A 20,088-nucleotide genomic window follows, 5' to 3' on the forward strand; every position below is an offset into this window, starting at 1 on the left:
CCCATCAATTCTTGTCTTTGTGGTCTGTTTAGCCGACAAGTCGGACAGCACAAGTGAGGAAAAAGACGCGGGGACGCATATGCACGACAAATGGCGGATTGAGGTTGGGGATATCGCCACGGCGCTGGCGCTGCTGACGCGTCTACCGGTGCGCGCCTCGTTCAGCCGCGGGGCCAAGGCGGCCTGGGCCTATCCACTAGTGGGCCTTGTCGTGGCAACCCTCGCAGCCGTTCCAACCGGCATTGCCTTGGCCGTGGGGCTGCCCGCAACGCTGGCGGCTCTGATCTGGGTGGCGGGCAGCGTTATCCTCACCGGCGCCATGCACGAAGACGGGCTGGCCGATTGCGCCGACGGGTTCTGGGGGGGCTGGGACCGGGCACGCCGCCTGGAGATCATGAAAGACAGCCAGATTGGCAGTTATGGCGTTATTGCGCTCTGCCTCTCGTTGGTGGCGCGCTGGATTGCCGTGAGCATGATCCTGCAAGAGCCTGCCTGGCTGGCTGCATTGATTGGCGTCGCTGTTGCCTCACGCGCGACCATGCCAGCGCTCATGACCGCCTTACCCCATGCCCGCGACACTGGCCTCAGCCAATCTCAGGGCCGCCCTGTGCGTGAAACCGCCGCTGTGGCTGCCGTACTCGCCATTGCCGCACTGGTGTTGACGTCCGGGGGAAGTACCTTTGGCCTGATTGTTGTCGCCGCCCTGACGGCTTTGGCCTGCTTCGCCATCGCAAAGTCTAAGATCGGCGGACAGACCGGTGACGTTCTTGGCGCGACGCAACAACTGACCGAAGTCGCGCTGTTGATGGCTCTGGCAATCTAAGCTTTCTTACCGGGTGCGAGCACCTAAAATCCAGCCGCGCAAAAGAAAACCGCGCCTCGGGAATAAGAGACGCGGTTTCCAAATTCACGGTAAAGACGCTTATGCAGCTGCAGCGCGCGACACCAGTACGTCATCCACCTTTTTGGCGGCAGCGACCTCGTCACCACCGTCCACGGCAGCGACTTCGCGGGTTAAACGCTCGAGTGCCGCTTCGTAAAGCTGACGCTCGGAGTAGCTTTGCTCGCGCTGGTCATCGGTGCGGTGCAGGTCGCGCACCACCTCGGCAATTGCGATCAGGTCGCCCGAGTTGATCTTTTGCTCATATTCCTGCGCGCGACGTGACCACATGGCGCGTTTGACCTTGGCCTTACCCTTGAGGGTCGTCATAGCCTGGTTCACAACATCCGGGCTGCTCAGCCCACGCATCCCGATCTCGGTCGCTTTGTTGGTTGGCACGCGCAGTGTCATCTTGTCTTTCTCAAACGAGATCACAAACAGCTCAAGCTCCATGCCCGCAACTTCCTGCTCTTCGATCGACACGATCTGGCCCACACCATGCGCCGGGTAGACCACATAATCATTGGGGCGGAATTCATTCTTCTTCTTGCTCATTTTGACCTTTCCAAAGGTGAGCCCAAACAGACCAGACAAAATCACACGTCCGGGAAAAGCATTTTCCCGTGCGCTCTGGTCTCTCTGGCACAAAAGCCATCCTCGGCAACAGCAGACGGATGGCTCACAGGCGATATTTCATTTCTGAAATGACCATAACACAAAATACACCCCGATAAAAGCGGAGCACCGGGAAACGGTCCATTTCCCGTTGATTGTCAGCGTTTTAGGCGGGATTTTGCGACTTTTAGGTCAAAAAACCCCCGATTGCGGGCGAATCAGCCGCCCTCGCCCGGGGCTTCGGAGAAGTATTTCTCCATCTTGCCGGGTTCGCCGTCGCGCTCGTCTGCGTCGGGCAGCGGATCTTTCTTGCTGATGATGACCGGCCACAGTTCCGAGTACTTGCGGTTGAATTCCACCCATTTTTCCATGTCCGGCTCGGTGTCCGGACGGATCGCATCGGCAGGGCACTCCGGCTCACAGACACCACAGTCGATACATTCGTCTGGGTGGATCACCAGAAAATTCTCGCCCTCATAGAAACAGTCAACGGGGCAAACTTCGACGCAGTCGGTATATTTGCAGGCCACGCAGTTTTCAGTGACGATATAGGTCATGGGTTTTCGACTTCTCTAAAGCTCTCTTGGGGACTAGCTAAATCAGCAGGCCCGATCATTCAAGTTCCTCGCCCCGTTTAAGGTCGAGTTTGCGACGATCTCGCCCAGTGGGACGCCCCTTTCCCTCGTATCTAGGGGCACGGGGGACATTTTCTTTGACTTCGCTCAAGTCCGAGTACAGCGTTTGCGCCTCGGGCGCAGGGCCGCGACGGTTGCCAAAAGCTTCAATCTTCACGACTCGGATAGATCGCCCCTGCGGAAATGTCAGAACATCCCCTATTGAGACGCCATAGCTGGGCTTGGAAACCTTGTCGCTGTTGACGCGTATGTGCCCACCAGACACCTGCTTGGCTGCCAGCGTGCGGGTCTTGAAGAACCGCGCGTGGTACAGCCACTTGTCGAGACGGGTTTTTGGGGTGGGTTCGCTCACGAGAGAGGCATCCTGTGATCTGCGCGAGACGGGTCGCGCAGATCGGGGTTATGTGCGGTTCAGCCCTTGTCCTTGAGACCCATCAATGCGGCTGCAAAGGGGTTATCGGGATCAATGGCTTTTTCTTTCTTCGGGGGGCGTGACTGGAACTGTTTGGGTCCCTGATCACGGCGCGGGCCACCTTTGCCTTTGGGTTTGCCTTTGCCGCGTGGCTTGTCGCCCCGCTGATTGTCCTGGTCGCGACGACCGCCACCCTGCTGGCCACCACGCTCGCGGCGTGGGCCACGGTTGCCGCGGTTGCCCGCCCAGGTGAAGCTGTAGAACACCTCCATCTCGGGGCCAGTGTCTTCTGGCGCCTCTTCGGCGGCATCTTCAGCCGGTGCTTCGACAGCGGCTTCCGCAACAGGTGCCTCGGCTTCTGCCGGAACCTCAGCGGGCGTCTCAGTTTCAGCAGACACGGCATCCTCACCAGGTGCTTCGCCTTCTGCCGCAGCTTCCGCCTTTGCTTCAACCGGAGACTCGGCAATCGCTTTGACTTTCTCGCGTTCGCCCTTTTCAGCGTTATAGCCCAGACCCTGCATCAGGTCGGCAAACTGTTCCAACGTCATCCCAGTGATCGACAGCATGTCCGCCTTGGCCTCAAAGCCACCACGGCTGTCTTCGGCGCGCAGCATGTCAGCCAGACGCTCCAGCATGTCGATGCGGATCGCCCGTTCGCCAGCGGCCCGATAGCCAGACATCGCATGGAACCCCTGCGGCACACCCTGCCCTGCAGGCACGGTCACCAGACCCGGAGGCGGCGCTTCGTGGAATTCCTGATGATCGTTGGCCAGCGCCCAAAGAACCAGACGCAAACGGGTTGGGGCAGGTTTCAGCAGCAAGGGCATGAAGATGGTGAACTGACCAAAGCGAATACCATGCTTGCGCAACGCACCGCGGGCGTCCTGATCCAATTCTTTCACTTCGGTGGCAACGTCGCCACGCGGCAGGATACCGAGGCCTTCGACCATGCGAAACGCAAAGCCGCGCGCCAGACCCGTCAGCTCTTCGTCCCGGGAAAGGTTCAGAAGGGGTTCGAACAACGCCGCAACCTTGCGGTCGATAAAGTGTTGCAAACGGCGCTCGACCTTTTGCGAAACTTCGGCACCGGCTTCGTCATCGACAAACACGGCAACACCCGGCTTCAGGGGGTCGGCCCCTTTGACCAACTTGCCAATCGCGTATTCACCCCACATCAAACCACCCTGATCGGTAAAGTCGATCTCGGTGTCAGGCGCGTTATAGAACCGGTCCGCGCGCAGATGAAAATGCGGCGCCAAAGCTTGCAAGCTCGCTTGCTTCAGCGTCTTGGCCTCGTTTCCGGCTGCTTCCTTGTCCGCGATAAAACGGAACCCTTCGAGCCGACCGACGAATTCTCCTTCGACGGTCACCTCACCCTTGTCATTCACATCGGCCAAAAGGGCCTCCTTCTGTTTGAGCCGCCGCAGCAAAACACTTGTACGCCGGTCCACAAATTTTTCCGTCAGCTTTGCGTGCAACGCATCTGACAGGCGGTCTTCTACAGCGCGCGTCTCGCCACGCCAATGGTTTTCGTCTCTGACCCAGCCATTTCGCTGCGCGACATATGTCCACGTGCGAATATAAGCCAGTCGTTTCGACAATGTGTCAATGTCGCCATCGGCGCGATCCAGCCGTTTGACCTGTCGCGCCATCCAATCGTCCGGCACGCGGCCATACTGGTGCAGATCGCTGAAAATCCCCTCAATCATGCCAGCATGTTCCGCATGGCTGATACCACGGAAATCGGGAATGCGGCAGACATCCCACAAGAGCTTCACGGACTGCGCATCACTGGCGCGGGCAAAAACCTCGTCGACCTGGCTCACGGTCTTTAGCGCCATGAGGTCATCCGCCTCACGCGCCTTCATCAGCATTTCGTCATCCGGGGCCACTTCAAGCGAGCGGATCAGCGCATCCACCGTACCGAACTCCAGCCGCGCATTGCGCCAGTTGAGTTTGCGGATCGGAGTAAAGCGGTGCTCCATGATGGCATCGGCCACCCCGACATCCAGAGGTGGTGCCTCGCCCGTCACTCCAAATGTACCTTGGCTCATCCCGCGCCCGGCGCGGCCTGCGATCTGCGCCAACTCGTTCGGAGCTAATGCGCGCATACGCCGCCCATCAAACTTTGTCAGCGAGGAAAACGCGACATGGTCAATATCCAGGTTCAGCCCCATGCCGATCGCATCGGTCGCCACGAGGTAATCCACGTCCCCGTTTTGATACAGCTCGACCTGCGCGTTGCGCGTGCGCGGACTGAGCGCGCCCATCACCACGGCTGCGCCCCCCTTTTGGCGGCGCAACAGCTCGGCAATGGCATAAACGTTGTCCACCGAAAACCCCACGATGGCCGAGCGCGGCTGCATCCGGCTAATCTTGCGACTACCAGAATAGCTCAATGTCGACATTCGCTCGCGTTGCACGAACTCGGCTTCCGGCACCAACTCGCGAATGGCCCCGCGCATCGTGTCGCTGCCCAGGAACAGGGTTTCATGAGTACCGCGCGCCCGCAGCAGCCTGTCGGTAAAGACATGACCACGTTCAGGATCGGCGCACAGTTGGATTTCGTCGATGGCCAGGAAATCAGCCCCCAAGCCGTCTGGCATCGCCTCGACAGTACAGACCCAATACTGCGTGCGTGGCGGCACAATCCGTTCCTCGCCGGTGACCAGCGCCACGACCGAGGGCCCGCGCACCGCAACGATTCGATCATAAACTTCGCGCGCCAAGAGCCGCAAAGGCAAGCCGATCACACCCGAGCGATAGCCCAGCATGCGTTCGATCGCGTAGTGCGTCTTGCCCGTGTTCGTCGGCCCAAGAACCGCCGTGATGCGCCCCTGCAAGGACATGTCGCTGCCTTTTTGTGGATTAGAGCTCTTGGCCTTTGACCATCGGCTCGAGTCGGTCGAGCGCTTCTGTAACGTCCGGATGGTGTGGATGTATAGCCTTGACCTGAACATAGGCCTCATAGGCCTCTGCCGGGCGCTCGATCATCTCGAACAGGCTGGCGAGACCCAGAATCGCCTCGTAATGCTGCGGATTCAGCGCCAGCGTCTGCTCCAGATCGCTCAGCGCAGGGCCGATCAGACCCACATTGAAATAGGCACCCGCCCGCATATGCCAGCCTTCGGCAAACCCCGGTGCGTGATCAACCAGCGCAGTCAGGTGGCCAATCGCCACCTCAAACTCGCCCCGCTCCATCGCCTCCCGACCTCGCTTGAGCAAAAGATCTGCACTGGCAGACCCGGATTTTTGCCACTCCAGGGATATCTCGTTCGCAATACGCGTCGCGTCCGCAGGGTCAGCCTCACGCAGCTCCAGCAAAAGCGCGTCAAGTTCTTCTTGTCCCGCATTAACAACCACAGGTTGAAAAAACACAGTTGCAAGCAAGACTGCCGCCACGGTAAGTTTGAGAAATCGAATTCGCATGCCCATAACAATCACGATATTAGCGCGTAACCCTGTATTTACCAGATGCGCTTCAAGCAAAGGACAACACAAATGAGCGATATCATCAACGCAGCTGTCACCGCCCTCACCGAAAAACTGGGTGGCGACGCATTTGACGGCTCGGCCAAGTTCGTGATCGAAGACGAAGGCGCCGTCGTGATTGATGGCGATGGCGTGCGCGCCGCCGACGACGAAACCGACGTCACCATGACCGCCGACGCCGAAACCTTTCAGGCGATCCTTGAAGGTGAGCTGAACCCAACCGCTGCTTTCATGGGCGGACGTCTGGCCGTTGACGGCGACATGGGCATGGCGATGAAACTGGGCGCCGTTCTCGCCTGATGCAGATGCACCCCGCTCCGTTTTATCATGATGTGGCGGACGGGCCGGAAAACGGCACCGCCCATTGGCTAACCACGTCGGACGGGGTGCGTATTCGCATGGCACACTGGCGGGCGGAAGAAGAAAAAGGCACCATCCTGCTCTTCCCCGGCCGCACGGAATACGTCGAAAAATACGGACGCACGGCCGAGGCTTTTGGCAAGCGTGGTTACGCAATGCTGGCCATCGACTGGCGCGGACAAGGTCTTGCCGACCGTCTGATCGAGGACCGCGACTCGGGGTACGTCGCGGAATTTGCCGACTATCAGAAAGACCTCGCTGTGGTGATGGCAGCAGCCGAGGATCTGGACCTGCCCAAACCCTATTTCCTGATCGCTCACTCCATGGGCGGCGCTATTGGATTGCGTGCGGTGATGTCGGGGCTTCCGATCAAGGCCGCCGTGTTCTCGGCGCCAATGTGGGGCATCCTGATGTCAGCGGTCATGCGCCCGACGGCATGGGCTCTCAGCTGGGCCAGTAAAAAGACCGGGATCGGCCACAAGCTAACCCCGGGCACCAAGGCACACACCTACGTCCTTGCCGAGCCTTTTGAGGGCAACAACCTGACCCACGACGACGATATGTACCGCTACATGCAGGAACAGATGCGCCGGTACCCGGACATGGCGCTGGGGGGACCCTCGTTGCACTGGCTGCACGAGGCCCTGGGTGACATGAAAGACCTCGCCGGGCAACCGTCTCCGGATGTGCCTTGCCTGACCTTTCTCGGTGACCTGGAACAGATCGTCGAGCCAAAAGCCATCCACACCCGCATGGCAAACTGGCCGGACGGTGAGTTGGTGATGATCAAAGGTGCTGAACACGAAGTGCTGATGGAGCTCCCGGCCATTCGCGAGATGATCCACGACCGGACTGCCGCTTTTTTCGACGCCAACCGGTAAGCACCAGCATCCCTGATAGCTTCAGGCGTCCACCATGACCCTATTGCGCTGGCTCCCCAGCCCCTCGACGGTTGTTTCCATCACATCTCCGGCTTTCAGGAACCTTGGCGGCGTCATTCCCATGCCCACACCCGGCGGCGTCCCTGTCGCAATCACATCCCCCGGATGCAGGGTCATCATCTGCGACAGGTAGGAAATCACCTGGGCCACCGAAAACACCATGGCCTGGGTACTGCCGGACTGCATCCGGGCACCATTCACATCCAGCGACAACGACAGATCCTGCGGATCCCCCACCTCGTCCGGCGTCACCAACCACGGTCCAAGCGGGCCGAAGCTGTCACAGCTCTTGCCTTTGGTCCATTGACCACCCCGCTCGATCTGAAACGCACGTTCCGAAACGTCATTGGCCACGCAATAACCCGCCACATGATCCAGCGCCTCAGCCTCGTTGACATATTTCGCAGGTTTTCCGATCACCACGCCCAGTTCTACTTCCCAGTCGGATTTCTCAGACCCGCGCGGCAGAATGATCGGATCATTCGGGCCGACAATCGCACTGGTGGCTTTCATGAACAGGATCGGCTCGTCCGGCAGCGCCATCCCCGCTTCTGCAGCGTGATCGGAATAGTTCAATCCGATGCACAGGTATTTGCCGACCTGCCCCACCGGCGCGCCCAACCGTGGGGTGCCCTCAACGCGCGGCAGATCCGTTGGGTCGATGTCAGGCAAGCTGGCAAGAGTATCTCCAGCCAAGTCCCCAATCACACCGGACAGGTCCCGAATGTGCCCATCAGCGTCCAGAACACCCGGTTTTTCCTGGCCGACATCGCCAAACCTCACAAACTTCATGCGCATTCCTCCAATATCTGACCCATTGCTGTTGCTTCCTGCCTAATGAACTTTGGCACCACGGAAAAGCACGTTCACAGATCGCCGCGCCCCCTTGCACCCCCCCGCCCCCTCTGCCTATCTGTCACCTGACAATTGTACACCTTCCAAGAGGCCCTAAATGCGCGACCTGCCCTTTCCCGTTCGAGACGCCAATGCCAGCCACGGTTCTGACAATCTGGGCGACCTGCCCGAATGGGACCTGAGCGATCTCTACACTGGCGACGACGCGCCTGAACTGACAGCGGATCTGGAGTGGCTTGAACAGGAATGCGCCGCCTTTGCCGCTGATTACGAGGGGAAGCTGGCTGACCTTGACGCCGCGGGTCTCTTGATCTGCGTCCAGCGCAACGAGAGAATCAATCAGGTCGCAGGTCGCGTCATGTCCTATGCAGGCCTGCGTTATTATCAGCTGACCACCGATGCCGAACGCGCGCAGTTCATGTCGAACTGTCAGGAGGCGATCACCAATTTCACCACACCGCTGGTGTTCTTCACGCTGGAACTGAACCGGTTGGAGGACGATGTGCTGACCACTGCCTTTGCAGAAAATGCCGAGCTGGCGCGCTACGAACCGGTCTTTCGCCGCATTCGCGCAATGAAACCGCACCAATTGTCGGACGAGCTTGAGAAATTCCTGCACGATCTCGGTGTGGTTGGCGACGCATGGGAACGGCTGTTTGACGAAACCATCGCCGGTTTGACGTTCGAGATGGAGGGCGAAGATCTCAATATCGAGGCCACGCTCAACTACCTCACCGAACAGGACCGCTCCAAACGCGAGGCAGCCTCGCGTGAACTGGCGCGGGTCTTTCAGGAAAACATCAAGATCTTCTCCCGCGTGCACAACACCGCCGCCAAGGAAAAAGAGGTCATCGACCGTTGGCGCAACATGCCCAGCGCCCAGACCGGCCGCCACCTCAGCAACGATGTTGAGCCAGAAGTGGTCGAGGCCCTGCGCGACGCCGTTGTCGCCGCCTATCCAAAACTCAGCCATCGCTATTACGAGCTGAAACGCAAATGGCTCGGCCTCGATCGCATGCAGGTCTGGGACCGCAACGCGCCCCTGCCGATGGAAGACACCAAGACCGTCGATTGGCCCACCGCACGCAAGATGGTGATGGATGCCTACACCGCCTTTGACCCGCGTATGGGCGAGCTGGCGGAACCCTTCTTTGACAAGGGCTGGATTGATGCGGCGGTGAAGCCCGGCAAGGCCCCCGGCGCCTTTGCCCACCCCACCGTCACCAACGTGCACCCCTACGTGATGCTGAACTACTTGGGCAAACCACGCGACGTGATGACGCTTGCCCACGAGCTGGGCCACGGCGTGCACCAGGTTCTGGCGGCAGATCAGGGCGAAATGCTCTCTTCCACCCCGCTCACGCTGGCCGAAACTGCCTCAGTGTTTGGCGAGATGCTCACCTTCCGCAAGATGCTCGACAATGCCGAGACCCAGGAACAGCGCAAGATCCTGCTCGCCGGTAAGGTCGAGGACATGATCAACACCGTGGTGCGCCAGATCGCGTTTTACGATTTCGAATGCAAACTGCACTCTGCGCGCCGCGAAGGGGAACTCACCCCCGATGACATCAACGCGCTGTGGATGTCCGTACAAGCGGAAAGCCTGGGCGAAGCTTTTGATTTCATGGAAGGATACGAGACCTTCTGGGCCTATATCCCGCACTTCGTTCACTCGCCCTTCTACGTCTACGCCTATGCCTTTGGCGACGGCCTCGTCAACGCGCTCTACGCGGTCTATGCCTCGGGCGCCGAGGGCTTCGAGGACAAGTATTTCGACATGCTGAAAGCCGGCGGCTCCAAGCACCACAAGGAACTGCTCGCGCCATTCGGTCTGGATGCCAGTGATCCGAAATTCTGGGACAAGGGTCTCTCGATGATCTCCGAGATGATTGATGAGTTGGAGGCGATGGAAGGGTGAGAACTTTTCTGGGCAGTCTTGGCATCTTTTGCCTCGCTGGGACTGCTGTCGCAGCCAACACTCTTTTGGGGAGATGGGAATGTGACGCTCAGACGGAAGTGTCAAATCCGCCAACGCATATTGCGACAATGGTCGCGATGACATTTCGCCCACTTGGCACCTTGGAGCGTGTCACGCGCATGAAATTCACTTTTTTCGAACAGGATTACGAGTCGGAAACCGAAATCAGCACCAAGGAGACGTGGTCCCTCAAAGGCAATGTCTTGCTGACAGAAGTTACCGAAGTGGTTTCCGTTCGTTTTGGAAATGACGACAATCCGTCTCCAGAGTTGGTGGCAGAAGCAAAAAAAGAATGGTTGAATATGGGTCAGATCCGGGATGAGATTACGTTTCTGGCGCCTGACCATTTTCAGCTAGCGGGTATTAGTACGCCGCTTGATTGCAAGCTTCAGGGCCTTGATCCGACTTCCTAAAGGTCGCGACAATCGAATCCCGAAGTCATTCCGACTACCCCCACTCCAGCACCCGCCGACGCACATTAATCGCGGCACGGAGGATCATGAAAAAGGCAAAGACCTCCATTACCTCTTCCATGAACACCATCCCCGCGGTGCCGGTCTTTTGCTTCTCGAACACATCCGCGACGATAAAGGCCGCCGTGGCCAGGTACATCGCGCGGCAGATCGGGCCGGTGAAAATGCGCTTGGCCTCTGACAAGCGGTTTTTTACCCGAGCGACCAGCAGGAACAGGCTGAAGCCGATCAGGATCAGGACAATCGCCCCCATCACCAATTCGACAACACCGACAACATCCGGCCCAGCCCCCAGCATCCGACCAAAGTTCAGCTCCCGCCCCGCGCCCGCAAAGGGAATGACCGACAGGAACAGGGCAAAAGAGAGATCGGCATTTTCGGATGATGTGCGCGGGGATTTGCCAAAGGCCATCACATGACTTTGCGCCATGATGAGAAACGCCAGGATCAACACAACCACCTGCGCGATTTCCATCAACTGGTTCTCTGCCGTGACCGGCACCCCTGCCAGAAACAGCAGGACACACAACAACAGCACAGCAACCGTCACGCCCCAGAAAACCTTGCTGTTGTTCATATCACCGCCCGCCTTGTCACTATGGATGTCCCATAACTGCACGTTGCGCCCCGCAAAGAAAAGCCCCCTCAGGCACCACTCCCGCTTATTGTGTGATCCCCACTGCCCGCTTGCAATTCCACGGCATTTGCCGCCAAATCCCCCCCGTATTACCCAGCTTCGGACCCGACACGTTGACCCCGTTTCGCCGCCTCGTCATCTGGCTCTTGGCCCCTCTCCCACGCGTGCCCGGCGCGCCTCTTCGGTTTCGCAAGAAACTGAATGCATTTCACCAAACAACCGATCACTACGCAGGCTCACTCACCACCGCTGACGCCATATTCAGTGGCCCGCGAAAAGAGCTGCCCGGCCTCCTCTATCACGACTTTCGCTTCACATGGAAAGATCAGACCTACCGCCTTTACTGGCACGACAAGCACCACATCCACGAACCCCGCCACCTGAAACATCCCTACCCGGTCTGGATTGACCCCTGGGATCTCACGTCGGCATGGTTTCTCTCCAAAGAGTGCAAGATCACCCCCGTCCTGCCCGAGGACGAAGAAGAAGAGGACGACGGAGAAGAAGGCCCCCTGATGGTCGTCGACGTGCATTACGCAGGCGACACCGCCACCGCCGCCGCTATTCTCTTTGCGGATTGGCACCGCGAGGACCCTTCAGAAACCCTCACCACCACGATCTCACCCGTTGCCGCCTATGAACCGGGCGCGTTTTACAAACGTGAATTGCCCTGCATTTTCGCGCTTCTGGACAAGATGCAGACACCGCCAACCCTGATTATCATCGACGGCTATGTCACTCTGGGGGCCGAAGAGCGTGATGGGTTGGGCATGCACCTCTTCCGGGCCTTGAACGAAAAAATCCCAGTGATCGGCGTCGCCAAAACCCAATTCCAAGGCACCCCCGACACCGCAGAACTCCTGCGCGGCACCAGTCAGCAGCCGCTCTATGTCACCGCCGCTGGCATGTCCGTTGAGGATGCCAAATCCTGCATCCGGGCCATGCACGGGCCCCACCGCCTGCCGACCTTGCTGACCGCAGCCGACCGGCTGGCCCGTGACGCGGCGAACTAAAACACCCCCATTGCCAGCCCAGCGCCCAACGCCAGGCCGATCTCGCGGCAGCGTTCCAACGCTTTGGCATTAATCACTTTCTCTGCCAAAATCGCCTCGGGACTTTGCGCATGGGTGCAGACAATCACCGCGGGTTGCACTTCGCGCAGCCGCCATCCCGTCGCGATCCGCGCCAATTGCCGCGCCGCATTCTCTCCATCAGATCCGGCACAGATCATCTGTGCATAGGGGCGTCCCTCAATCTGACCCAACACCGGATAGTAACAGCGATCAAAGAACTCTTTCATCTGCCCGGACAGGGCCGCGAGGTTTTCCGGCGCGCAAAAGAGATAACCCTGTGCCGCAAGCAAGGCATCCGGCCCGGCCTCATCTGCTCGCAACACTTCCACCTCAACTTCGCTCCGTGCGGCCTCTGCCGCAGCCTCAACCATCTGTCGGCTGCCGCCGGTGCGCGAGTGATAGACAATCAGAAGCTTCGCCATCAGCTCAGACCCGTGTCGCAATCTCGAACACCCGATCCAGCACCGCCTGGGTGCCCCGCGCATCCTCCAGCGACCAGGGAAAGGCCGCCTGCCCGCGCACCGCACGCCCAAAGGCCTCGACCTGTTCGACATATTGCGCCACCTGCGGCCAACTCTCGACCTGCACCGGGCCGTTGCCTTGCCGCATCTCTATCTGCGCCTCACCGGCAACCCCCGCATTGAAAGGCACCCGAATCTTGATGGAGCCCTCGGTGCCATGAAACAGCATTTCCTGATAGGGCTGCATACGCGTCGACACCATGGTGAACAGGCTCGCCGGTCCCAGCGTCGCATGCACCTCGGCTTTGACATCGACGCCGTTCTGATAGGTCAGCCGCGCAGAAAGGATTTCAGGCTCCAGCCCCGTTGCGAACCGCGCCGCACCCAGCGTGTAAACACCGATGTCAGGCAGCCCGCCACCGCCCATTTCTGGTCGATTGCGAATGTTATCGAGATCGGTATTTCGGAACGAAAACAAACCGTTAATATGTAAAAGGTCACCGATAAACCCATTTGCCAGCAAGGCCTTGACCCGCTGCCATTGCGGGTGGTGCACAATCATGTAGGCCTCGGCCATGACCAGACCTGTGCGATCTCGCAATGCAATCAGCGCGTCGATCTCTGCCGCCCGCATCGCGAGGGGTTTCTCACATAGAACATGTTTACCCGCCTGCATCGCGTTGGTGCTCCAGGGCACATGCAAAGTATTGGGCAGTGGAATATAGATCGCATCCACATCCGGATCCGCGAGCAGGGCGTCATAGCTCTCATGCACCCGCAATCCGGGGCAAAACGCCTGAAACGGCGCGGCCCGCGCGGCATTGCGTGTGGCCAAAGCCACCAGCTCGGCCCCTTCGGCGGCATGAATCGCGGGGGCCATGTGTTTCAGCGCGAAATTCGCAGACCCCAGAATACCCCAGCGGATCGGTTCACCCATCATCTGTTCCTATTTCAACTGACTGTCTTTCGAGCCGCGCCGGTTGATGCCACCGCGCGCCTTGTGGGCGGCGTCGCGTTCCTGCATGCAATCGATGCACAGCTTCACCCCGGGGACGGCCTGACGTCGGGCTTCGGGAATTTCCTCATCGCACTCGGCGCAAAACCGCAGGCTTTCCCCCACCGGGGTTTTCTGCGCCTTCAAACGCGCCAATTCATCGTTGATGGACGCTTCAATCTGTTCCTGAACCGCCCCGTCTTTGGCCCAACCTGTTGCCATGACATGTCCTCCTGCCAGAATGCAGCCTAACCGGAGACCGGAATTTGGGCAACGGGGTGGGTGGGTGGGCGTTGGCCAAATTCCGGCCCCACCCAGCCCAAAGCAAAACGCCCTGGCGTGTTCACCAGGGCGTTTCAGAATGTGTTGCGCGGTCAGAGCGCCGCAATCATCCCGCGGTCAGCATACCGCGTTCGGCCGCCAGGCTGCGCATGCGCTTTTGCAACTTCTCAAACGCACGCACTTCGATCTGGCGGATACGTTCGCGGCTGACCTCATATTGCGTGCTGAGATCTTCCAGCGTCACGTTTTTCTCGCTCAGCCTGCGTTGGGTCAAAATGTCCTTTTCACGGTCATTCAGCACATCCATGGCCAGCGCAAGCAGTTCACGGCGCGCATCCAACTCATCCCTGGCCTCATAGTCTGCGGCTTGATCGGCATCTTCGTCTTCCAGCCAATCCTGCCACTCCATCGTGCCTTCGCCCTCGGAGCCGACTTGTGCATTCAGCGAGGCGTCCCCACCGCTCATGCGCCGGTTCATCGAGATCACCTCGTCCTCGGTCACACCAAGATCAGTGGCAATGCGCTGAACGTTTTCAGGACGCAGGTCGCCCTCTTCCAGCGCGCCGATACGCGCCTTGGCCTTACGCAGGTTGAAGAACAGTTTCTTCTGCGCCGACGTTGTGCCCAACTTGACCATCGACCATGACCGCAGGACATATTCCTGGATCGAGGCACGGATCCACCACATGGCATAGGTCGCCAAACGGAAGCCTTTTTCAGGATCAAACTTTTTCACAGCCTGCATCAGGCCCACATTGGCCTCGGAAATCACTTCAGCCTGCGGCAACCCATAGCCGCGATAGCCCATGGCGATTTTGGCGGCGAGCCGCAGGTGCGAGGTGACCATCTTATGCGCCGCGGCTGTGTCTTCTTTTTCGACCCACGCCTTGGCCAGCATGTATTCTTCTTCCGGCTCCAAGAGCGGGAATTTGCGGATTTCCTGCATGTAGCGGTTCAAGCCGCCTTCAGGTGTCGGTGCCGGGAGGTTTGCGTAATTACCCATAGTATGCCCCCTGTTCTGTCGAATGTTATAGGTCTTAACATTCATCTAGGTTGGCGCTAACGGCCTTTCAAGGACCGCTAACAAAATTTCCTTATGAAAAGATTAAGGCTTCGAAGCCGCTTTACCATAACTATGACAGCGCTTTCACGGCGTTGTGTTGCAGGTGCAGCATTTGTTTCAAAGCCACCTGTGCCGAGTCCTATTTACCACAGGTTCTGGCAAACCTCTTTGTGCCCCCTGTCGCTGTTTTGCCAAACTGTTACCCTCATGGCGCCCAGAAGAGATGACAATTTTAACGAACCCGCAAAAGCGGGATGGGTATTTTAGGCAGCAATATGCGACGCGAAACAGCGTCCTTCGGGCAGGAGACGACAATGAAACCGCTTTTCGGAGCTCTTTTGGGACTTGGTCTGGCAACCAGTGCACTCGCTGAGGGTGCCAAACCGGACCGTCTTTACGTTCCACTGGCCTCGCACCACGTCAACATCGATCCGCCCGCGGCTTCCGGCATGAACAGCTGGAATGAGTTCAACCCGGGCCTGATCCTGACCTGGGAGGACCGTCTGGGCACGCTTGACTACAGCGCCGGTCTGTTTCTGAACAGCTACGAAGACGTCTCGCCCATGGTCTCAGTGGGCAAGCTCTGGGACGTGGGCCAGGTCAGGCTTGGCGCGACGGTCATCTTTGCCGACTATGGCGACAATGCCCAGCATTTCGACAACACGCTCGGCAGCTCGGATATCGTGTTTCTCCCGGCCTTTCAGATGAACTATCGCAACGTCTTTGCCCAGATCATCCCCGCGCCGCAGTCAAACGGTGACACCGGTGCCGTGATCACCGCTGGCATGACTTTTGCACTGGGTCAGTAACACGTTTCACACGCCCCGGTTTTCAGAGTTCTAAAGCTTTGGAGCATAGCGGCGACAGTCATTGCCCGTGTAATGGCTTTCCTGAACATAGCCTGCGCGAAAGATCGCCACATAGGTACAGGTCAGGTGGCGCGTCTCATAGCGGTAGCCGTCAAACTGATACCTGCCATCCCGATAGGTCTGAATCGGGATCGCCTGAGTGACCTTTTCGTTATGTTTCCACACGGCACGGGACGCGTCCTGATGTTGGGGTGCACCGATCCGGGCAATCACCTGGGTGAGCGGCAGACCATTGAACTGGGTTTCGCGGGCCTGCACCTGCTCGGCACTTTCACAGCCCGCGATCATCAAGAGTCCGACCCCGATACCACAAAACATCCCCAACTCCCGCACCGCGCGGCGCCACGCAGGCTTTGTGGCAGGGGATTGGCACATTGTCAGAGCCCGATGCACTGCTCGGGCAGTGTCACTTTGGGGTCTCGCTTGATCGCTTCTTTGTAGAGATTGCACTCTGCCTTGATCATCTCGGCGCGGGCCTGCTCCAGCTCGGCCTGTTGCTCTGGTGTCGGGCTCTGCTTGGGCTCGTTTGTCGTGCTGTTACAGGCAGACAGAGTCAAAGCGACTGCGCCCGCAGCCAAAAGGGTCAAAAACTTCATAAAATTTCCTGGTGGTTTAAGAGGTTACTGAAAATCAACCTACAGGAAGGATGCTCAATATCAACGTGAGAGAGCCCGCCATTTCCGGGCCTGATGTCGCACCTGAATCAGGGTTCCCTACCGTGGACCCAGCGCCTCAATCAGCCCCGCCATATCCTCGGGCAACGGCGCTTCAAAGCGCATCATTTCACCGCTGACGGGGTGTTCAAACCCCAGGACTGCCGCGTGCAGCGCTTGCCGGGGAAAGGCCTGAACCGCGGCCAGTGCCCCTGCCCCGATAGCCTTTTCCGCCAGTTTACGCCGCCCGCCATAGGTCGGATCTCCGACCAGGCCATGACCGGCATGGGCCATGTGCACACGGATCTGGTGCGTACGTCCGGTTTCCAGCCAGCACTCGATCAGCGACACCACTGGCGGTGTTCCAAACGCCTCGACGATGCGGCTGCGCGTCACCGCATGGCGTCCCTGATCAAAGTACACCGCTTGTTTCTGCCTGTCGGTCTTGTGCCGCGCCAGCATGGTGGTGACGCGCATGATATTGCCGGATTCGAAACTCACCCCTCGCACGCCGCGCAGGCGTGGGTCATTGGCATCCGGCACGCCATAGACAACCGCGCGATAATAACGCTCGACGCTGTGTTTTTCGAACTGCGCCGCCAGCCCCTGATGCGCGCGATCCGATTTAGCTACCACCAGCAGACCCGAGGTCTCTTTGTCGATCCGGTGCACGATGCCGGGACGCTGTACGCCGCCCACTCCGGACAACGTATCGCCGCAATGGTGCAGCAACGCATTGACCAACGTGCCGTTTGGCGTGCCCGGCGCCGGATGCACCACCATGTCAGCGGGCTTGTTGATGACGATCAGATCGTCATCTTCATAGATCACATCCAGCGGGATATCTTCGGGGCCGATATGGGTCTCATCCGCCACCGGCACGGTGATCTCAACACTGTCCCCCTCGGCAACCTTGCCCTTGGGATCACGCACTTCGGCCCCGTTCAGACGCACATGGCCCTCTGCCATCAAACGCGCCAGACGCGTGCGCGACAGGGCTTCCGCCTCTGGCACATCGCGCGAAAGCGCCTTATCAAGACGCTTGGGCGGGGTCTCCGCAATCTGAAACGTGACAAGGCGAGTGGCCATGGAAGAAGCTCCTGAACCGGTCGAACCGGCAAACCTGCGCTTTCTGCGCCGCTTGGTGACGACGATGACCGCCGTGATGATGGTGGGGCTTGTAGTGGTTGTCGCGCTGATTGTCATCCGCCTGAATGCAAATGGCCCGACAATGCCGGACCAAATCACCCTTCCCGAGGGCGTCAACGCCACTGCCCTGACCATCGGCGAGGGCTGGTGGGCCGTGGTGACCGACGATCAGCACATCCTGATTTACGACCAGCTGACCGGAGCCCTGCGTCAGGAAATCCCGCTCATCCCCGCCAATTAATGGCGAGGATGCCCGCAAGGGCGGAAGAGCCCCTAACCGTAGATCCCCTCAAAGAACGCCGATAGCTCCTCAACCCCGCCCAGCGGCAAGACCTGCGCGATGTACTGATCCGGACGCACCACAACCATGCAGCCCTCTGCCCGGTCAATGCCCCGCATATCAAAGATATCGCCCAGCCCTTTGTGATCGACGCAATAGATCTTTTGGTAGTCGGTCAGCCCCAGTTTTCCGGTCTCCGGCCTTAACAAGTCTGGCATCTGCTCAAAGGCCAGCACTTCAAAGGTCTGCTGGAACACCGCCAATGTCTCAATCAGCGCGTCAACATCCTCACCTGCGCGCCGATACCGCACAACTGGCGAGTGCGCATCCTCTGCCAACCAGCTTGCCAACTGGTGGATTGCACCACCCTGCTGCCCGTCATCTCCTGCCCCGGCAAATGCATAGATCCGCCAGCGCCCGTCGGCCTCGGCCACATGTCCCAACTGCATCTGCTTGGCATCTGCCAGACGTACAACCGGGGCCGAATGGAACCGGCGACCCACTTCCAACCCTGTGGCCAGCGCCTGATGATCCGGCCCGCCTATCAGGTTCGACGCGTCGTACGTCACGGCCAACCCGCCGGTGAACTCGAGGTTTTCTTTGAACGCCTGCACAAATCGTGGTTCGTCCGTGCTGTCCAAATCCGACTGACCCGGAGGGGCGGACATGATGCGCGCCCATTTGTGGTCAGTCTCAACCAACCGCTTGGCCTCGACCCAGCGCTCCCCGGAATAGCTGTGCAACAGCCGCGCATCAGCGCGCCCCTGCAACACATGAGCCAGCTTCCACCCGAGATTGAACGTGTCCTGCATTGACACATTCATGCCCTGCCCCGCCTTGGGGCTGTGGGTGTGACAGGCATCTCCGGCCGTAAACACCCGTGGTGCGCGGTCTTCGCCTTCGATCGCATCGTCAAAACGGTCCGTCATCCGGTGCCCGATCTCGTAGATCGACCACCAGACCACCTCTTTCACGTCCAGTGAATAGGGTTGGATGATGCGGTTCGCGGCTGCGATCATGTCATCTTGGGTAAAGTTCCGGCTACCGACCCGCTCGTCCGGGTTCAGCTTGTCCAACTCAACATACATGCGGAACAGGTACCCGCCCTCGCGTGGCAGGATCAGAACATTGCCTTCACTGGCCGAGGTGATCAGACATTTCTGGCGCACGTCAGGAAAATCCGTGTTGGCCAGAATGTCCATCACACCCCAGGCCTGATGCGCGGCATCTCCTTCCAGCTTGCCGCCAATCGCCTCACGCACCTTTGAGCGCGCGCCATCACAGCCAACAACATAGCGGGCGCGCACCTTGCGGGTTTCGCCCCAATTCACGCCGGTGTCCTCCAGAGTCACAGTGACAGGATAGTCATCCGCATCCGGGTCTACCGTCAGGCTCTTGAGGCCCCAGCTGTAGTCCGGCGCCATCCGGGCCGGGGCATTTTTCATGACGTCCAGGAACAACTGGTGCAACCGCGCCTGATTGATCAGGATATGCGGCATCTCCGAACTGTCATCCGCCACATCCTGCACACGCCCAATGCGCTGGATATGTTCAGGCTTTTCCGGGTTGGGCATCCAAAATGCCGTCTGGTTCACCCAGTAACTCTCGCGCTTCACCTTGTCTGCAAAGCCAAAGGCCTGGAACATCTCCATCGTGCGCGTGTTGATTCCGTCCGCCTTGCCCTTTTCAATATTGCAGGGGCTTTGCTCGACGATCATCGTGCGGATCTCCGGAAACTGCGCCAATTGTGCTGCCAGGCACAACCCGGCCGGGCCGGTTCCCACGATCAGGACATCCACTTCGTCGGGCAAGGGTGCATGGGCACCCTGCTCTCTCCAGCCAAGAGCCCCGGATTTGACATCCGGGTCACCCCCTCGAAATCCATCAACATAATACTTCATTGCCACGCACCTTCTCTATCTGGTTGTTGAAATTAGTATCTATACTTACTATTTTCAGTCAAGAGAAATAAGTATACAAATCTTT

At 58.9% G+C, this 20,088-nt stretch carries 23 protein-coding genes; 8 read left to right on the forward strand and 15 right to left on the reverse strand.

Annotated features, from left to right (window positions below; genetic code table 11):
* The first annotated feature begins 79 nt into the window (after positions 1-79).
* On the forward strand, positions 80-823 hold the full coding sequence (gene cobS, locus EK369_RS10405; protein ID WP_127114183.1) for an adenosylcobinamide-GDP ribazoletransferase: 744 nt from the start codon (positions 80-82) through the stop codon (positions 821-823).
* A gap of 99 nt (positions 824-922) precedes the next feature.
* On the opposite strand, the gene EK369_RS10410 is transcribed toward cobS, so the two are convergent.
* The 5 genes from EK369_RS10410 to EK369_RS10430 all read right to left on the reverse strand — a co-directional run bounded on the left by EK369_RS10410 (position 923) and on the right by EK369_RS10430 (position 5,920).
* Entirely contained in the window at positions 923-1,435 is a 513-nt protein-coding gene (locus EK369_RS10410; RefSeq protein ID WP_127114184.1) for a CarD family transcriptional regulator, read from the reverse strand.
* 278 nt (positions 1,436-1,713) lie between these two features.
* Entirely contained in the window at positions 1,714-2,052 is a 339-nt protein-coding gene (fdxA, locus tag EK369_RS10415; RefSeq protein ID WP_127114185.1) for a ferredoxin FdxA, read from the reverse strand.
* A gap of 55 nt (positions 2,053-2,107) precedes the next feature.
* A complete protein-coding gene (locus tag EK369_RS10420) occupies positions 2,108-2,482 on the reverse strand; it encodes an RNA-binding S4 domain-containing protein (RefSeq protein ID WP_127114186.1) in 375 nt (124 codons plus the stop codon).
* 59 nt (positions 2,483-2,541) lie between these two features.
* Positions 2,542-5,391: a helicase-related protein gene (locus EK369_RS10425; protein ID WP_127114187.1), complete on the reverse strand. Its 2,850-nt coding sequence runs from the start codon at positions 5,389-5,391 to the stop codon at positions 2,542-2,544.
* Between the two features lie 19 nt (positions 5,392-5,410).
* Complete coding sequence (locus tag EK369_RS10430) at positions 5,411-5,920, reverse strand: hypothetical protein (RefSeq protein WP_235871398.1); 510 nt, start codon at positions 5,918-5,920, stop codon at positions 5,411-5,413.
* Between the two features lie 123 nt (positions 5,921-6,043).
* On the opposite strand from EK369_RS10430, the gene EK369_RS10435 reads away from it, so the two are divergent.
* Complete coding sequence (locus EK369_RS10435; RefSeq protein WP_127114189.1) at positions 6,044-6,334, forward strand: SCP2 sterol-binding domain-containing protein; 291 nt, start codon at positions 6,044-6,046, stop codon at positions 6,332-6,334.
* Positions 6,334-7,275 (forward strand): alpha/beta fold hydrolase, encoded by a 942-nt coding sequence (locus tag EK369_RS10440; RefSeq protein WP_127114190.1) that lies wholly within the window; start codon positions 6,334-6,336, stop codon positions 7,273-7,275. The genes EK369_RS10435 and EK369_RS10440 overlap by 1 nt, the downstream gene beginning before the upstream one ends.
* A gap of 21 nt (positions 7,276-7,296) precedes the next feature.
* On the opposite strand, the gene EK369_RS10445 is transcribed toward EK369_RS10440, so the two are convergent.
* Complete coding sequence (locus EK369_RS10445; RefSeq protein ID WP_127114191.1) at positions 7,297-8,127, reverse strand: fumarylacetoacetate hydrolase family protein; 831 nt, start codon at positions 8,125-8,127, stop codon at positions 7,297-7,299.
* A gap of 160 nt (positions 8,128-8,287) precedes the next feature.
* Here EK369_RS10445 and EK369_RS10450 point away from each other — a divergent pair, with 160 nt between their 5' ends.
* Together EK369_RS10450 and EK369_RS10455 are read left to right on the forward strand one after the other, a co-directional pair.
* Entirely contained in the window at positions 8,288-10,108 is a 1,821-nt protein-coding gene (locus tag EK369_RS10450; RefSeq protein WP_127114192.1) for a M3 family oligoendopeptidase, read from the forward strand.
* Positions 10,109-10,236: 128 nt separating this feature from the next.
* Positions 10,237-10,581, forward strand: coding sequence for a hypothetical protein (locus EK369_RS10455; protein ID WP_127114193.1), 345 nt, complete (start codon positions 10,237-10,239; stop codon positions 10,579-10,581).
* Positions 10,582-10,615: 34 nt separating this feature from the next.
* Here EK369_RS10455 and EK369_RS10460 read toward each other — a convergent pair whose 3' ends face one another.
* Positions 10,616-11,260 (reverse strand): hypothetical protein, encoded by a 645-nt coding sequence (locus EK369_RS10460; protein ID WP_127114194.1) that lies wholly within the window; start codon positions 11,258-11,260, stop codon positions 10,616-10,618.
* Between the two features lie 131 nt (positions 11,261-11,391).
* Between EK369_RS10460 and EK369_RS21985 the strand changes: the two genes are divergently transcribed.
* Positions 11,392-12,291, forward strand: a complete 900-nt coding sequence (locus EK369_RS21985; protein WP_206198069.1) for an endonuclease V — start codon at positions 11,392-11,394, stop codon at positions 12,289-12,291.
* Here the strand turns inward: EK369_RS21985 and EK369_RS10470 are convergent.
* The 4 genes from EK369_RS10470 to rpoH form a co-directional block, all read right to left on the reverse strand.
* On the reverse strand, positions 12,288-12,773 hold the full coding sequence (locus EK369_RS10470; protein ID WP_127114195.1) for a flavodoxin family protein: 486 nt from the start codon (positions 12,771-12,773) through the stop codon (positions 12,288-12,290). The two genes, EK369_RS21985 and EK369_RS10470, sit on opposite strands and share 4 nt — an antisense overlap.
* Before the next feature lie 4 nt (positions 12,774-12,777).
* Positions 12,778-13,749, reverse strand: coding sequence for a Gfo/Idh/MocA family protein (locus EK369_RS10475; RefSeq protein WP_127114196.1), 972 nt, complete (start codon positions 13,747-13,749; stop codon positions 12,778-12,780).
* Positions 13,750-13,758: 9 nt separating this feature from the next.
* Positions 13,759-14,028, reverse strand: coding sequence for a DksA/TraR family C4-type zinc finger protein (locus EK369_RS10480; RefSeq protein WP_127114197.1), 270 nt, complete (start codon positions 14,026-14,028; stop codon positions 13,759-13,761).
* A gap of 166 nt (positions 14,029-14,194) precedes the next feature.
* A complete protein-coding gene (gene rpoH / locus EK369_RS10485) occupies positions 14,195-15,091 on the reverse strand; it encodes an RNA polymerase sigma factor RpoH (RefSeq protein ID WP_127114198.1) in 897 nt (298 codons plus the stop codon).
* Positions 15,092-15,465: 374 nt separating this feature from the next.
* Between rpoH and EK369_RS10490 the strand changes: the two genes are divergently transcribed.
* Positions 15,466-15,960: a hypothetical protein gene (locus EK369_RS10490; protein ID WP_127114199.1), complete on the forward strand. Its 495-nt coding sequence runs from the start codon at positions 15,466-15,468 to the stop codon at positions 15,958-15,960.
* Positions 15,961-15,990: 30 nt separating this feature from the next.
* On the opposite strand, the gene EK369_RS10495 is transcribed toward EK369_RS10490, so the two are convergent.
* The 3 genes from EK369_RS10495 to EK369_RS10505 form a co-directional block, all read right to left on the reverse strand.
* The gene (locus EK369_RS10495) at positions 15,991-16,338 is read right to left on the reverse strand and encodes a hypothetical protein (RefSeq protein WP_127114200.1); all 348 of its coding nucleotides are present in this window, start codon (positions 16,336-16,338) and stop codon (positions 15,991-15,993) included.
* A gap of 59 nt (positions 16,339-16,397) precedes the next feature.
* The gene (locus EK369_RS10500) at positions 16,398-16,616 is read right to left on the reverse strand and encodes a hypothetical protein (RefSeq protein ID WP_127114201.1); all 219 of its coding nucleotides are present in this window, start codon (positions 16,614-16,616) and stop codon (positions 16,398-16,400) included.
* 117 nt (positions 16,617-16,733) lie between these two features.
* On the reverse strand, positions 16,734-17,762 hold the full coding sequence (locus EK369_RS10505; protein WP_127114202.1) for an RluA family pseudouridine synthase: 1,029 nt from the start codon (positions 17,760-17,762) through the stop codon (positions 16,734-16,736).
* Between EK369_RS10505 and EK369_RS10510 the strand changes: the two genes are divergently transcribed.
* Positions 17,761-18,063, forward strand: coding sequence for a DUF6476 family protein (locus tag EK369_RS10510; RefSeq protein ID WP_127114203.1), 303 nt, complete (start codon positions 17,761-17,763; stop codon positions 18,061-18,063). The genes EK369_RS10505 and EK369_RS10510 overlap by 2 nt on opposite strands.
* A 32-nt stretch (positions 18,064-18,095) precedes the next feature.
* On the opposite strand, the gene EK369_RS10515 is transcribed toward EK369_RS10510, so the two are convergent.
* Entirely contained in the window at positions 18,096-20,003 is a 1,908-nt protein-coding gene (locus EK369_RS10515) for an FAD-dependent monooxygenase (protein ID WP_127114204.1), read from the reverse strand.
* Positions 20,004-20,088 lie beyond the last annotated feature (85 nt).

Origin of the sequence: Shimia sediminis (assembly GCF_003990645.1) — a bacterium.
In the GTDB taxonomy this organism is placed as follows: Bacteria; Pseudomonadota; Alphaproteobacteria; order Rhodobacterales; family Rhodobacteraceae; genus Shimia; species Shimia sediminis.

What these genes read in the sequence shown, in the direction of transcription:
- cobS (WP_127114183.1), top strand. Translation starts at nt 80, where the DNA reads ATGCACGACAAATGGCGGATTGAGGTTGGGGATATCGCCACGGCGCTG.
- EK369_RS10410 (WP_127114184.1), bottom strand. Translation starts at nt 1,435, where the DNA reads ATGAGCAAGAAGAAGAATGAATTCCGCCCCAATGATTATGTGGTCTAC.
- fdxA (WP_127114185.1), bottom strand. Translation starts at nt 2,052, where the DNA reads ATGACCTATATCGTCACTGAAAACTGCGTGGCCTGCAAATATACCGAC.
- EK369_RS10425 (WP_127114187.1), bottom strand. Translation starts at nt 5,391, where the DNA reads ATGTCCTTGCAGGGGCGCATCACGGCGGTTCTTGGGCCGACGAACACG.
- EK369_RS10435 (WP_127114189.1), top strand. Translation starts at nt 6,044, where the DNA reads ATGAGCGATATCATCAACGCAGCTGTCACCGCCCTCACCGAAAAACTG.
- EK369_RS10440 (WP_127114190.1), top strand. Translation starts at nt 6,334, where the DNA reads ATGCAGATGCACCCCGCTCCGTTTTATCATGATGTGGCGGACGGGCCG.
- EK369_RS10445 (WP_127114191.1), bottom strand. Translation starts at nt 8,127, where the DNA reads ATGAAGTTTGTGAGGTTTGGCGATGTCGGCCAGGAAAAACCGGGTGTT.
- EK369_RS10450 (WP_127114192.1), top strand. Translation starts at nt 8,288, where the DNA reads ATGCGCGACCTGCCCTTTCCCGTTCGAGACGCCAATGCCAGCCACGGT.
- EK369_RS10455 (WP_127114193.1), top strand. Translation starts at nt 10,237, where the DNA reads ATGGTCGCGATGACATTTCGCCCACTTGGCACCTTGGAGCGTGTCACG.
- EK369_RS10470 (WP_127114195.1), bottom strand. Translation starts at nt 12,773, where the DNA reads ATGGCGAAGCTTCTGATTGTCTATCACTCGCGCACCGGCGGCAGCCGA.
- EK369_RS10475 (WP_127114196.1), bottom strand. Translation starts at nt 13,749, where the DNA reads ATGGGTGAACCGATCCGCTGGGGTATTCTGGGGTCTGCGAATTTCGCG.
- EK369_RS10480 (WP_127114197.1), bottom strand. Translation starts at nt 14,028, where the DNA reads ATGGCAACAGGTTGGGCCAAAGACGGGGCGGTTCAGGAACAGATTGAA.
- rpoH (WP_127114198.1), bottom strand. Translation starts at nt 15,091, where the DNA reads ATGGGTAATTACGCAAACCTCCCGGCACCGACACCTGAAGGCGGCTTG.
- EK369_RS10490 (WP_127114199.1), top strand. Translation starts at nt 15,466, where the DNA reads ATGAAACCGCTTTTCGGAGCTCTTTTGGGACTTGGTCTGGCAACCAGT.
- EK369_RS10495 (WP_127114200.1), bottom strand. Translation starts at nt 16,338, where the DNA reads ATGTTTTGTGGTATCGGGGTCGGACTCTTGATGATCGCGGGCTGTGAA.
- EK369_RS10500 (WP_127114201.1), bottom strand. Translation starts at nt 16,616, where the DNA reads ATGAAGTTTTTGACCCTTTTGGCTGCGGGCGCAGTCGCTTTGACTCTG.
- EK369_RS10510 (WP_127114203.1), top strand. Translation starts at nt 17,761, where the DNA reads ATGGAAGAAGCTCCTGAACCGGTCGAACCGGCAAACCTGCGCTTTCTG.
- EK369_RS10505 (WP_127114202.1), bottom strand. Translation starts at nt 17,762, where the DNA reads ATGGCCACTCGCCTTGTCACGTTTCAGATTGCGGAGACCCCGCCCAAG.
- EK369_RS10515 (WP_127114204.1), bottom strand. Translation starts at nt 20,003, where the DNA reads ATGAAGTATTATGTTGATGGATTTCGAGGGGGTGACCCGGATGTCAAA.